Origin of the sequence: Streptomyces sp. YS-3 (assembly GCF_045257485.1) — a bacterium.
Lineage (GTDB): Bacteria > Actinomycetota > Actinomycetes > Streptomycetales > Streptomycetaceae > Streptomyces.
The window spans coordinates 1-13,060 of the sequence record NZ_JBJHPC010000157.1; the positions used below are offsets into that span (position 1 = coordinate 1).

Annotated in this window: 11 protein-coding genes, 2 tRNA genes and 1 pseudogene; 11 read left to right on the top strand and 3 right to left on the bottom strand. The window is 71.6% G+C overall.

Annotation, left to right across the window (positions count from 1 at the left end; translation table 11 throughout):
* A pseudogene (locus ACJA3G_RS15500) lies at positions 1-448 on the top strand (serine/threonine protein kinase); the annotation flags it as partial.
* On the opposite strand, the gene ACJA3G_RS15505 reads toward ACJA3G_RS15500, so the two are convergent.
* On the bottom strand, positions 412-1,902 hold the full coding sequence (locus ACJA3G_RS15505) for an amino acid permease (RefSeq protein ID WP_406553558.1): 1,491 nt from the start codon (positions 1,900-1,902) through the stop codon (positions 412-414). The pseudogene ACJA3G_RS15500 and the gene ACJA3G_RS15505 overlap by 37 nt on opposite strands.
* A gap of 204 nt (positions 1,903-2,106) precedes the next feature.
* Here ACJA3G_RS15505 and ACJA3G_RS15510 point away from each other — a divergent pair, with 204 nt between their 5' ends.
* Together ACJA3G_RS15510 and ACJA3G_RS15515 are read left to right on the top strand one after the other, a co-directional pair.
* Positions 2,107-2,595 carry a ribose-5-phosphate isomerase gene (locus ACJA3G_RS15510; RefSeq protein ID WP_406553559.1) on the top strand — a complete coding sequence of 163 codons (489 nt, stop codon included), beginning with the start codon at positions 2,107-2,109 and terminating at the stop codon, positions 2,593-2,595.
* 9 nt (positions 2,596-2,604) lie between these two features.
* Positions 2,605-3,414, top strand: coding sequence for an Fpg/Nei family DNA glycosylase (locus ACJA3G_RS15515; protein WP_406553560.1), 810 nt, complete (start codon positions 2,605-2,607; stop codon positions 3,412-3,414).
* 12 nt (positions 3,415-3,426) lie between these two features.
* On the opposite strand, the gene ACJA3G_RS15520 is transcribed toward ACJA3G_RS15515, so the two are convergent.
* Positions 3,427-4,656, bottom strand: a complete 1,230-nt coding sequence (locus ACJA3G_RS15520; protein ID WP_406553561.1) for a GNAT family N-acetyltransferase — start codon at positions 4,654-4,656, stop codon at positions 3,427-3,429.
* A gap of 107 nt (positions 4,657-4,763) precedes the next feature.
* On the opposite strand from ACJA3G_RS15520, the gene ACJA3G_RS15525 reads away from it, so the two are divergent.
* The 5 genes from ACJA3G_RS15525 to ACJA3G_RS15545 all read left to right on the top strand — a co-directional run bounded on the left by ACJA3G_RS15525 (position 4,764) and on the right by ACJA3G_RS15545 (position 10,085).
* Positions 4,764-5,909, top strand: a complete 1,146-nt coding sequence (locus ACJA3G_RS15525) for a PP2C family protein-serine/threonine phosphatase (RefSeq protein WP_406553562.1) — start codon at positions 4,764-4,766, stop codon at positions 5,907-5,909.
* A 147-nt stretch (positions 5,910-6,056) separates the two neighbouring features.
* Positions 6,057-6,872, top strand: coding sequence for an ABC transporter ATP-binding protein (locus ACJA3G_RS15530; RefSeq protein WP_406553563.1), 816 nt, complete (start codon positions 6,057-6,059; stop codon positions 6,870-6,872).
* Complete coding sequence (locus ACJA3G_RS15535; protein WP_406553564.1) at positions 6,872-9,298, top strand: ABC transporter permease; 2,427 nt, start codon at positions 6,872-6,874, stop codon at positions 9,296-9,298. Before ACJA3G_RS15530 ends, ACJA3G_RS15535 begins: the two co-directional genes overlap by 1 nt.
* A 5-nt stretch (positions 9,299-9,303) precedes the next feature.
* Positions 9,304-9,762 (top strand): HD domain-containing protein, encoded by a 459-nt coding sequence (locus ACJA3G_RS15540; protein ID WP_406553565.1) that lies wholly within the window; start codon positions 9,304-9,306, stop codon positions 9,760-9,762.
* A 128-nt stretch (positions 9,763-9,890) separates the two neighbouring features.
* Positions 9,891-10,085, top strand: a complete 195-nt coding sequence (locus ACJA3G_RS15545) for a hypothetical protein (RefSeq protein WP_067159004.1) — start codon at positions 9,891-9,893, stop codon at positions 10,083-10,085.
* 69 nt (positions 10,086-10,154) lie between these two features.
* Here the strand turns inward: ACJA3G_RS15545 and ACJA3G_RS15550 are convergent.
* Positions 10,155-10,228, bottom strand: a tRNA-Gly gene (locus ACJA3G_RS15550).
* Between the two features lie 152 nt (positions 10,229-10,380).
* Between ACJA3G_RS15550 and ACJA3G_RS15555 the strand changes: the two genes are divergently transcribed.
* The 3 genes from ACJA3G_RS15555 (at position 10,381) to ACJA3G_RS15565 (ending at position 13,008) form a co-directional block, all read left to right on the top strand.
* A tRNA-Pro gene (locus tag ACJA3G_RS15555) sits at positions 10,381-10,457 on the top strand.
* Between the two features lie 199 nt (positions 10,458-10,656).
* Positions 10,657-12,057, top strand: a complete 1,401-nt coding sequence (gene tig, locus ACJA3G_RS15560; protein ID WP_406553566.1) for a trigger factor — start codon at positions 10,657-10,659, stop codon at positions 12,055-12,057.
* Between the two features lie 333 nt (positions 12,058-12,390).
* On the top strand, positions 12,391-13,008 hold the full coding sequence (locus tag ACJA3G_RS15565) for an ATP-dependent Clp protease proteolytic subunit (RefSeq protein ID WP_406553567.1): 618 nt from the start codon (positions 12,391-12,393) through the stop codon (positions 13,006-13,008).
* Positions 13,009-13,060 lie beyond the last annotated feature (52 nt).

The following is a 13,060-nucleotide window of genomic DNA, read 5'->3' on the forward strand; positions in this document are numbered from 1 at the left end:
CACCCCCACCGTCGCCGGCACCTCACGTCCCCCCGGCACCCGCAACGAAACCGGTTTCGCCTGGGCGCCGCCCGCCGCGTGGACGCGGACCGCCAAGAGCCCCTCCAACATCCACTACCACGCCCCCGGCGGAAAACAGGAGATCGCCGCCTCGTACGCACTCGTACGCGGCGGCGATCTCCTCACCCAGTGGCAGCAGGCCGAACAGGGCTCCCACGACGTCCCGGGCTACCGCGCCATCCGGCTGGAGCGGACCACCTTCGACGGCCGGCCGGCCGTCGTGTGGGACTACTACTTCACTCAGGACGGCGCCCCCTGGAAGGCCCGCCAGACGGGCTTCGACGAGGGCGGCAAGTCGTACCAGATCAACATCTGGTACCTCGCCGCCACCGAGGACGAAGCCCTGCGCACCTACTCCGCGGTGACCTCGTCCTTCACACCGCTCTGAGCGACGGCGCCGCGCCGGGTGAAGTCCCGTACCAGCGCGATGGCCACGACCACGGCCGCCACCAGCAGCGACAGCAGCACCTGCTTGCGCCCGGCGTCGTCCGTCAGCATGTACACCAGCACGAACGAGATCATCGCGATCGTCGCCCACGTGAGGTACGGGAAGAGCCACATCTTGACCGTCAGCTTCTCCGGCGTCTCGCGCAGGATGATCCCGCGCATCCGCAGCTGCGTGAAGCAGATGACCAGCCACACGAAGAGCGCGACCGCGCCGGAGGAGTTCAGCAGGAAGTCGAAGACGGTGTCGGGCCACTTGTAGTTGAAGAAGACCGCGACGAACCCGAAGAGGACCGAGCAGAGGATGGCCGCCTGCGGCACGCCCCGTGCGTTGGTACGGGCGAAGGCGCGCGGCGCGTCACCGCGCTGGCCGAGCGAGAAGGCCATACGGGAGGCCGTGTACAGGCCGGAGTTGAGGCAGGACAGCACCGCGGTCAGCACGATCACGTTCATGATCTGCCCGGCGTGCGGGATGCCGATCGAGTTGAGCGCGGCGACGTAGGAGCCGTCCTTGACGATCGCCGGGTCGTTCCACTTCAGCAGGGTGAGCACGACGAGGATCGAGCCCAGGTAGAAGACGCCGATACGCCAGATCACGCTGTTGGTGGCCTTGGTGACGGCCCGCCGCGGGTCCTCGGACTCACCGGCGGCAAGCGTGACGATCTCGCTGCCCATGAAGGAGAAGACGACCATCAGCACACCGGTGAGGACGGCCCCGGCGCCCTTCGGCATGAATCCGCCGGCATCGGTCAGATGCGCGAACCCGTCTCCGGGGTTGTCCGAGCCGGGAAGTATGCCGAAGACGGCCAGCAGCCCGATGACGACGAAGGCGCCGATGGCGACGACCTTGATCCCCGCGAACCAGAACTCGAACTCGCCGTACGAGGAGACGGAGACGAGGTTGGTGGCGGTCAGCACGATCATGACGATCAGTGCCCAGCCCCACTGCGGGACCGCCCCGACCCAGCCGTGCAGGATCTTCGCCCCGGCGGTCGCCTCGACGGCGAGCACCACGACCCAGAAGAACCAGTAGAGCCAGCCGATGGAGAAGCCGGCCCAGCGGCCGAGCGCCCGGTCGGCGTAGGCCGAGAACGAGCCGGAGGTCGGCCGGGCGGCGGCCATCTCGCCCAGCATGCGCATGACGGAGACGACCATCAGGCCGACGAGCGCGTACGAGAGCAGGATGGCGGGACCGGCGGCGGCGATGCCGGAGCTGGAGCCGACGAAGAGCCCGGCGCCGATGACACCGCCGATGGCGATCATCGACAGATGACGGTTCTTGAGACCGGCCTGGAGGCCGCCTGAGCCGTGCGGGGCGCCGCCGACGACGGGGGAGTCGGGCGTTCCGGGATCGCCCGGTCGGCCGTCTTCCTTCGCAAGGGAGGGTTGCGAGGTCATGGACGAATCCTTAGGTCTAAGGGTCGCTCGGGTTACGAACCAACGCATTGAAGCCCGGTACTCCCAGGTACGGAAGGCCTGACTCCGAATCGTGATGAGGGGCACAACGGCACAAGCCGGGAGGAACAAGGTCATCGGGCGCCGCGGCGGAGGTCCTCACCCCGATGAACCCTGCCCGGCGGACCGCATGCCACACTCGGGGGCATGCGCGTGTACCTCGGTTCAGACCATGCCGGATACGAACTCAAGAACCACCTGGTCGAATGGCTGCGGGCCCATGGCCACGAGGCCGTCGACTGCGGTCCCCACATCTACGACGGCCAGGACGACTACCCGCCGTTCTGTCTGCGCGCCGCGGAGCGGACGGCCGCGGACCCGGACTCCCTGGGCATCGTGATCGGTGGCTCCGGCAACGGTGAGCAGATCGCCGCGAACAAGGTGAAGGGCGTCCGGGCGGCCCTGGCCTGGAGCGAGCAGACGGCGGCGCTGGGCCGTGAGCACAACAACGCGAACGTGATCTCCATCGGTGGGCGGATGCACACCCAGGAGGAGGCGACCAAGTTCGTGGAGGTGTTCCTGAGCACGCCGTACTCGAACGAGGAGCGCCACACGCGCCGTATCGAGATGCTGTCCGCGTACGAGACGACGGGCGAGCTCCCGCCGATCCCCGCGCACCACCCGCAGCAGGGCTGACCTGGCCTGATGCCCGAGGGCCATACGATCCACCGGCTGGCCGCCGACCACTGGGAGCGGTTCGGCGGCCGTCGCGTACGCGCGTCGAGCCCGCAGGGGAAGTTCTCGGACGGGGCGGCCCTGGCCGACGGGCAGGTGCTGACGTCCGCCGAGGCGCACGGCAAGCACCTCTTCCTGGGTTTCGGCGGGACGGGCTGGGTCCACGTCCACCTGGGCCTGTTCGGGAAGTACGCGCTGGGCGCCGGGCCGCCGCCCCCGCCGACCGAGACGATCCGCCTGCGCCTCACCGACGGCACCGGCTACGCGGACCTGCGCGGCCCCACGACCTGCGCGCTGATCACCGACCCCGAGAAGCGGGCGATACACGACCGCCTGGGACCGGACCCGCTGCGCCCCCACGACGACGGCGAGAAGGCGTGGGCGCGGATCTCGCGGAGCCGGACGACGATCGCGGCGCTGCTGATGGACCAGAAGGTGATCGCCGGGGTCGGGAACGTGTACCGGGCGGAGGTCCTGTTCCGCCACGGCGTGGACCCGTACCGGGCGGGCCGTGACGTGCTGCGTTCCGAGTGGGACGCGATATGGGCGGATCTGGTGGTGCTGATGCGGGAGGGGGTGCGGCTCAATCGCATCGACACGGTACGTCCCGAGCACACCCCCGAGGCGATGGGACGACCGCCGAGGGTGGACGACCACGGGGGCGAGGTGTACGTGTACCGGCGGGCGCACCTGCCGTGCCACGTCTGCGGGACGGAGATCCGCACGGCCGACCTGGCGGCGCGGAACCTGTTCTGGTGCCCCGGCTGCCAGACGGCCTGATTCGTCCCGCCGTCAGAACCCGTGCGGCAGCCAGGGCGCCACCGGTGTCGTGAACGCCACCGACGCCTCTCGCAGGGCCCCTTCCCGCACCTCCCTGACCTGCCCGGCCGCCGCGAGCGAGCCGAGGGACGGGCCTCCCAGGTACGCCGCGCCCAACTCCCGTACGGACAGCGCCACATCGGCCGCGTCCGTCGTGCGCGAGCACACCGCCCCCTTCGTGTCCCCGCTCAGCCGCCACCGCCCCGCGTTCCACCCGCAGAACGCGTCCGACACCTCGAACACCACGTCCACCGGCGCGGAGTACGTCCGGGACGCCAGCGCCGCCCCGACGTCCACCGGCCGTACGTACATCCCGTCCCGCACCCGCGCCCCGCACCGCCGCACATCGGAGACGAGGTGCAGCAGCGGGTCGTCCACCGGACGGTTGCCCGCCTTCACCGTCGACGTCAGGTCGATGCCGCAGAGGAACCGCCACAGCGCGCCGTACACGGCCGGATCGTCCGCGCCGATGTCCCGCAGCGTCACGATCCCCTTCGGCCCCGCCGCGTCCCACACCGGCTTGGTGTGGAAACGGACGTACCCGACGACCTCCCCGCCCCGCGAGGCGAGCACGCACTGCGCCGGCGACGCCCCGTCCCGCGACCCCGCCGGGTCGAGCAGCGGATGCCGCTCCCAGCCCGGCGCACGCAGGAACCGGCCCGCGCGCGTCCCCGCCGCGCGCCCGTAGACCTCCTCGCACACCGAAGCCGCCTCGGCGACCGGCACGTACCGCAGGGTCACCTCGTCCCCGCCCTCGGGGACCTCCACCCGCACCCGCGAGGAGTCGATCTCCAGCGCCAGCTGCTGGGTGGCCAGGCCGAACCCGAACCGGCCGTAGATGCCCGGCTCGGAGGCCGTGAGCACGGCGAGCGGCAGGCCCTCCTCGCGCACCGCGTCGAGCTGCGCCCGCATCAGCGACCGGAGGATCCCCCTGCGCCGGTGCGTCGCCGCGACGCCCACCGCGCTGATCGCCCCGGTCGGCACGAACCCGCCCCCCGGGACCTCCACCGAGAGCGCGAAGGTCTGCGTCGTCCCGACGATGCGCGCCCCCTCGTACGCCGCCAGACACCGCTTCCGGTCGATCACCGTGTCCCAGAAAGACTCCAGCTCCGGGTCCTCCGGGACACCCCCGAACACCCGCTCCACCGCCGTGTACCACTCGTCGAAGTCGGCCGGGTCCAGCACACGTACATCCACTGTCATACGCCATGACTACCAGCGCGTATGACATCCGGTCGACCCGATTTCGAACGCATTGCCACAGGGGTCCCCCTGCGCACGCGCGCGTCCGCTGGATAGGGTCACCGGCAATGGCACGACGCGTGGGAGCGGATTCGTTCAGTGCCCGATGGCGCAAGTCCGCGCACCGGGCACGCATCGCGCTGCGCAAGTCGGGGGTCGACTACTTCCGCGGCGACGGCTCGGACTGGATCGCCCTCGTGGGCCTCCTCCTCACCGTGCCCGCGATCGCCGGCGCCACACTCGCCTCACCGGTCTGGTGCGCCCCCAGCGCGCTCACCCTCCCCATCGTCGCGGGCGGCGTCCTGCTCCGCCCCGCCAGCCTGCTCGGTCTGTACGCCGCCGCCGCCCTCGCGCTGATCGTGGAATCCGTCCAGCTCGGCCCGTACACCGAGGGCCCCGCCCGGGTCACCCCCGGCACGGTCCTGGTGGTCGCAGCGTGCGGCCTCTTCGGGCTGCTCATCGCCCAGTTCCGGGCCCGCGTCGGCGTGCCCTGGCGGCGCGGCGGCACCATGCTCTTCGATCTGCGTGAACGTATCCGCGTCCAGTCCGCGCTGCCGCGCCTGCCACGCGGCTGGCACCGCGAGATGGCGCTGCGCCCGGCCGGCGGCCAGTCCTTCTCCGGCGACTTCGTCGTGGCCGCCCGGACCAACGGGAACCGCACCCTCGAAGTCGTCCTCACCGACGTCTCCGGCAAGGGCATGGACGCCGGCTCGCGCGCGCTGCTCCTGTCCGGCGCCTTCGGCGGCCTCCTCGGCTCGCTCCCGCCGCACGGCTTCCTGCCGGCCGCCAACGGCTATCTGCTGCGCCAGAACTGGGACGAGGGCTTCGCCACCTCCATCCACCTCGTCCTGGACCTGGATTCCGGCGATTACGAGCTGCTCTCCGCCGGACACCTCCCCGCGCTCCACCTCCAGGCGGGCTCCGGCCGCTGGCGCGAGGTGTCGGGGGAGGGGCCGCTGCTCGGGGTGTACGACAGGGCCGAGTTCCACCCCGTGAAGGGCTCACTGGGCCCCGGCGACGTCCTGATGCTGTTCACGGACGGACTCGTCGAGACGGCCGAACGCGACATCGCGGAGGGCATCGACCGCCTCACCGGCGAGGCCGACCGCTATGTCACGACCGGCTTCGAGGGCGCGGCCTGGCACCTGATCGAGGCGGTCGCGAAGGACGTCAACGACGACCGCGCCCTGCTCCTGATCAGACGGGACGCGTGAGGTCCGCCGCCCTGCACGGGCGGGCTCCAGCACGGGGGTAGGGCTTTCCCCACCCCCGGTCCGCCGGGAGCCGCCATGGTCCCCGACCTGCCTCGATCCGTAGCTTCGACGTATCGGAAACGTACGTACGAGGAGAGGCCGAAGACGATGGCACTGCGACGGAGCAAGCGGCGGGCAACACCGGTCGAGGGCGCCGAGGGCGACCCCGGCTGGGCCGTCGAGCTGCGCGGGGTGCGGCGTCAGTACGGGCGCGGCGGCTCGGCCGTACACGCCCTGCGGGGCATCGACATCGGGCTCCCGCGCGGCAGCTTCACGGCGGTGATGGGGCCCTCCGGCTCGGGCAAGTCGACGTTCCTCCAGTGCGCGGCAGGGCTCGACCGGCCCACCGACGGGTCGGTGCGGCTCGGCGGCACCGAGATCACCGGGATGAGCGAGAACAAGCTCACCGAACTGCGCCGGGCCCGCCTCGGCTTCGTCTTCCAGGCCTTCAACCTGCTGCCGTCGCTGACGGTCGAGCAGAACGTGGTGCTGCCGATGCGGCTCGCGGGGCGGCGCCCGGACCGGCGCCGGGCCGAGGAACTGCTCGGACAGGTGGGCCTCGCGGGCAAGGGCCGGCGACGGCCCGGCGAGCTCTCCGGCGGGCAGCAGCAGCGCGTGGCGATCGCCCGCGCGCTGGTGACCCGCCCGGACGTGGTCTTCGCGGACGAGCCCACCGGCGCCCTGGACACCACCACGGCCACCGAGGTGCTGACCCTGCTGCGGACGGCCGTGGACGGCATGGGCGCGACCGTCGTCATGGTCACCCACGACCCCGGCGCCGCCGCCTACGCCGACCAGGTCCTCTTCCTCGCGGACGGATCGATCGTCGACGCGCTCACCCGCGCCTCGGCGGCGGACATCGCGTCCCGGATGCGCACCCTGACCGCCCGGCCCACCGCCGCCTACGCCGGAACGGCGGCCTGATGCGCACCAACGGCCTCGCCCGCGCGGCGCTCCGCTTCAAGCCCTCCGCGTTCGCCGGAACGTTCATCGCCCTGTTCATGGCCGCGATGATCGTCTCCGCGTGCGGCATCCTCCTGGAGACCGGAGTGCGCGCCTCCGTCCCGGCCGAGCGGTACGCGGGCGCCCCCGTGATCGCCGCCGCCGACCAGCGGGCCCACTACACCAGCGGCAGCGGCGAGAACCGGGAGACCGAGTCCGTCGCGCTGCCCGACAAGGCCCGCCTCGACGCCGCCCTCACCGCCCGCGCGGCCTCGGCCCCCGGCGCAGCCGCCGCCATCGCGGACGTCTCCTTTCCCGTACGCACGGGAAAGACGCCCGGCACCGCCCACGGCTGGGGCTCGACCGCCTTCACCGGTACGAAGCTCACCGCCGGCACCCCGCCCCGAACCGGCCAGGTGGTGACGGGGGACGGCACGGCCGTCGGACAGCGCGTGAGCATCGACACCCCGTCCGGAACCCGGCAGTTCACGGTGTCCGGCACCACCAGTAGCCCCGGCACCGTGTGGTTCGCCGACACCCAGGCCCTCGCCCTCTCCGGACACCCCGGCCAGGCCGACGCCATCGCGGTGCTGCCCGGGCCCGGCGTCAGCGCCGCCGCCCTCGCCACCCAGGTCGCCCAGCGGCTCGGGGACGCCGCCGAGGTCCACACCGGCGACGACCGGGGCGCCGTCGAGACCCCGGGCCTGGCCTACGCCAAGGAGATGCTGACCGCGCTCGGCGGCTCCTTCGGCGGCATGGCCACGGCCGTCGCCGTCTTCACCGCCGCCGGGACCGTCACCCTCTCGGTGGGCCAGCGCCGCCGCGAATACGCCCTGCTGCGCGCCATCGGCGCCACCCCCCGCCAGATCCGGCGCACCATCGCCACCGAGACCCTGCTCGTCGCCCCGCTCGCGGGGGCGCTGGGCTGTCTGCCGGGCGTGGCGCTGGCGACCTGGTGGTTCGGCCAGCTCCGCGACAAGGGCGCGGTCCCGCAGGCCGTGGAGCTCTCGGTGTCGTGGATCCCGATGGCGGCGGCGGGCGGCGCGGCCGTGCTGACCTCCCTGCTCTCCGGCTACCTGGCGGCCCGCCGCCCCTCGCGCGTCAAGCCCGGCGAGGCCCTGCGGGACGCGTCGGTGGAGCGGCTGCGGCCCGGCTGGATCCGCACCCCGCTGGGCGTGGCGGCCCTGGGCGGCGGCATCGCGCTCTCGGGTGTGGCCGCCGCCGAGAAGGGCGAGGACGCCGCCAACGCCGCCCTGGGCGTCGTCATGCTGTTCATGCTGGCCGTGGCGCTGCTCGGCCCGCTGGTCGCCCGCGCCTGCGCGGGACTGTTCGGGCTGCCGCTGCGCGCGGCGGGCGCCCCGGCCTCGTTGGCCGCGGCCAACTCCCGTACCAACGCCCGCCGGCTGGCCTCCGCGATCACCCCGATCGTGCTGGCGATGGCGTTCTCCTCCACCCTCGTCTTCCTGCACACCAGCGAGGACCGTGTCACCGGGAAGCAGCAGCGGGCGGGCCTCGTCGCGGACCGGGTGATCACCGGCCCGGACGGCCTGGCCACGGACGCCGTGGCGCGGGCGAAGGCGACCCCGGGCGTCGACACGGCGGTGGGCCTGACCCGAACGTCCGTGCTGGTCCACTCCGGCGGCAGCCTCCAGTCCGCCACCACCCAGGGCTTCACCGGCACCGGCGCCGACCTGGCCCGCGTCCAGGACCTGGGCGTGCGCACCGGCTCCCTGGACGCCCTGCGGCCCGGCACCGTCGCCCTCGACAAGGCCCTCGCCGACGACCTGGGGACCCGGGTGGGCCGGCGCGTCGCCCTCGTCCTGCCCGACGGCGCCAAGGCCTCCCCGACCGTCGTGGCCACGTACGCGAGGGGCCTGGGCCTGTCCCAGGTGACCCTCCCGCAGAACGACCTGGCACCCCACACCACCACCGTGCGCGCCCCCACGGAACTCCTCCTCAAGGGCCCTGCCCGCCCCGCCGCGCTGGCGCCGCTCGGCACGGTCACGGACGCCGCGGGCTACGCCACGGCCAAGAGCCTGGACCGCGAGCTGAACGCCTGGGCCAACACCACCATGGCGGCGGTGCTCGGCGGCTTCGCGGCCATCGCGGCGGCGAACACGCTGGTCATGACCGTCCTGGACCGCCGCCGAGAGCTCGGCACCCTGCGCCTGATCGGCACCACCCGCCGCCAGGTGCTGGGCATGATCCGCTGGGAGGCGCTGCTGGTGACCTCGGCGGGGCTGGTGCTCGGCACGGCCATCGCGCTGGCCACCCTCTTCCCGATGACCAACGGCCTGACCGGCGAGAACCCGTACATCCCGCCCGTCCTGTACGGCTCGTTCGCCGCCGGAATCCTGGGCCTGGGCCTCGCCTGCACGGCGCTCCCGGCGCGGGCGGCCCTACGCTGAACCGCATGCTCACACTCCCCGAGGTCGAGGCCGTCGCCCGGGCGGCCCACGCCGCCCAGACCGACAAGGCGGGCCGCCCCTACACCGAACACCTGGCGGCCGTGGCCGAAGGCGTACGCGCGCGGGGCGGCAGCGAGGCGCAGATCGCGGCGGCCTGGCTGCACGACTCGGTGGAGGACGGGGCCCTGCCGCCGAGCTGGCTGGAGGAGGCGGAACTCGCGCCCGGGGTACGGGAGATGGTGAGGGCGCTCACCAAGGAGCCCGGCGAGGACCTTCGGGCCTACACGGCCAGGATCCTCGCCACCCCGGGCGCGCTGCTGGTCAAGGAGGCGGACCTGGCCCACAACGCGGACCCGGCCCGCCTGGCCGCCCTCGATCCGGCGACCCGGTCCCGCCTCACCCGCAAGTACGCCACCACCCGCGCCCTCCTGGAACTCCCGGACCCGCACGCACGTTTGGGGTGATGCATACCTTGGCTATGTGTCAGGCGGCAGGACCTGGAGGGGTGTTGGTGGCACGATGGACCCTGCGGGGTGTGCTCGGCGGCACACTCCGGGCCGGCAAGGCGGACCGACCAAGGGTGTGATCAGTTGTGGCCATTTCACTGTCTGTGGTGCTGCTGTTGGCGATCGTCCTCGTGGTGATGATCCGCGGCGGCTCCATCAAGACCGGCCCGGCCATAGTCGCCGCGCTCTTCGGTTTCTTCATGGCGTCGACCGGAATGGCGCCGTCGATACAGCGCTTCCTGAACTCGCTCGCGGACACGATCAACCAGATCAAGTTCTGAGCCGGCGTCCGGGCCCGGGACCGGGAAACACCTCGGGCCCGGTGACCTGGTCACCGGGCCCGAGGGCTGTGGAGCGGGCGACGGGAATCGAACCCGCGTAGCTAGTTTGGAAGACTAGGGCTCTACCATTGAGCTACGCCCGCGTGCGCCGCGCCGCAGGTCGGGAACGACCGCGGCACGAAGAGCATCGTAGCGGGTCACCCCCCGCGCGCGCACACCGCGTCCGGCCGCGCGGCCCGCCGTGGAAAGCGGCCTACGGATTCCTCGCGGGCATGTACCCTACGTGTCGCACCGACGGGGTGTGGCGCAGCTTGGTAGCGCGTCCGCTTTGGGAGCGGAAGGCCGTGGGTTCAAATCCCGCCACCCCGACCAGCGCCTCGCACGATCTTCCGAGTGCGCCTTACACGATTCCCGCGCACAAGATCACATTGTGGGTGGCATCCCGCTTGCGGTTACTATGCAAGCTGCGTGCCCGTGTGTCTGATGAATCCGATGAACCGGGCCCGATCCGCCCGCGGCCGTCGGCCACCGGGTAGAACCCCCCAGAAGTCAGCCACAAGGAGACCGAACCGTGAAGAGCGCCGTGGAGACCCTGAACCCGACCCGGGTTCGGCTCACTGTCGAGGTGCCCTTCGAGGAGCTCAAGGACAGCCTCGACGCGGCGTACAAGAAGATCAACCAGCAGGTCACGGTCAAGGGCTTCCGTAAGGGCAAGATCCCGGCCCGCGTCATCGACCAGCGGTTCGGCCGTGGTGCTGTGCTGGAGGAGGCCGTCAACGACGCCCTCCCGAAGTTCTACACCGAGGCGGTCAACGAGGCCGAGCTGAACCCGCTGGGCCAGCCCGAGGTCGACATCACGGAGCTGAAGGACGGCGAGACGCTGAACTTCACCGCCGAGGTCGACATCCGTCCGACGATCGAGATCCCGGACTACTCGGGCATCGAGGTGACCGTCGACGCCGTCGAGGTCTCCGAGGAGGACGTCGAGAAGGCCGTCTCCGACCTGCGTGAGCGCTTCGCCTCGACCTCCCCGGTCGAGCGCGCCGCCCAGGACGGCGACGTCGTGACGATCGACCTGGAGGCCAAGGTCGACGGCGAGGTCCTGGAGGACGGCGTCGCCGAGGGTGTTTCGTACACCATCGGCTCCGGCGAGCTCCTCGACGGCATCGACGAGGCCGTCAAGGGCCTGGAGGCCGGTGGCGAGGCCACCTTCACCTCCCAGCTCAAGGGCGGCTCGGCCGAGGGCAAGGACGCCGAGGTCACCGTCAAGGTCACCCAGGTCGCCGCGCGTGAACTGCCGGAGCTGGACGACGACTTCGCGCAGCTCGCCTCGGAGTTCGACACCCTCGACGAGCTCAAGGCCGACAGCCGCAAGCGCCTTGAGAACATGAAGCAGTTCGACCAGGCCACCCAGGCCCAGGAGCGCGTGCTCGACGAGCTGCTGAAGATCACCGAGGTCCCGATCCCCGAGAAGCTCCTCGCGGACGAGATCCAGACCCGCAAGCACAACCTCGAGCACCACCAGCTCGGCCAGATGGGCCTCGACCTCGCCAAGTACCTGGAGATCCAGGGCAAGACGCAGGAAGAGTTCGACGCCGAGACCGAGGAAGCGGCCGTCAAGGGCATCAAGACGCAGTTCATCCTCGACGAGCTCGTCAACAAGGAGAAGCTGAACGTCAACCAGGAGGAGCTCACCGAGCACCTGGTGCGCCGTGCCGCCTCCTCCGGCATGTCCCCCGACCAGTTCGCCCAGGCCGTCGTCGAGGGCGGCCAGGTGCCGATGCTCGTCGGCGAGGTCGCCCGCGGCAAGGCGCTGGCCGTGGTCGTCGAGTCCGCCAAGGTGGTCGACACCAACGGTGAGGTCGTCGACCTGGAGGATGACGAGGACGAGGCCGACGAGGCCGCCGAGGCCGCCGAGACGGAGGCCGTGGAGGCCGCCGCCGCCGACGCCGAGGAGAAGACCGAGGCCTGAGCCTCGGCCGGACCTCGTACGGCAGGCACCGCCTGACCACGTACGACGTACGTACGGAGGGCCCGTGACGCAGCCGCGTCCGGGCCCTTCCGCGTACCCGTACCGGAGCCGCCCCGGGCCCGCCCGGTGGCCGGTTCCGCACGGCCCCGCGCTTCAACCACCTTGCGCTCCGAGCGAACAGTTCGGGAACCGGGATGGCGTTGTCCTACCTGCGCGTTAGGGTCCATGAATACGGGGGTGGAGTCAGCCGGTGACGAGTCGGCCCCGAAGGCCCCGCCCTCTGAACGAAGACGCTGAGACGGTTGAAGCCGTCAGAGACGAGCAGGTGGATACGTGACGAATCTGATGCCTTACGCCGCCGGCGAGCCGTCCCTCGGTGGTGGCCTCGGCGACCATGTCTACAACCGGCTGCTCAACGAGCGCATCATCTTCCTCGGCCAGCAGGTCGACGACGACATCGCGAACAAGATCACGGCGCAGCTGCTCCTCCTGGCCGCCGAGCCGGAGAAGGACATCTACCTCTACATCAACAGCCCCGGCGGCTCGGTGACGGCCGGCATGGCGATCTACGACACCATGCAGTACATCCCGAACGACGTGGTCACGATCGGTATGGGCATGGCGGCCTCGATGGGCCAGTTCCTGCTCACCGGCGGCGCCGCCGGCAAGCGCTTCGCCCTGCCGAACACCGACATCCTGATGCACCAGGGCTCCGCCGGCATCGGCGGCACCGCCTCGGACATCAAGATCCAGGCCGAGTACCTGCTGCGTACGAAGACGCGCATGGCGGAGATCACCGCCCACCACTCGGGCCAGACGGTCGAGACGATCATCCGCGACGGCGACCGCGACCGCTGGTACACGGCGGAGGAGGCCAAGGAGTACGGCCTCATCGACGACATCATGGCCCACGCGGCCGGTGTTCCGGGCGGCGGCGGCACCGGGGCCTGAGCCCCGTCCCCCGGCTCCGAGCGAGCCGGGGACCCCAGCCCCGGCCCCGAAG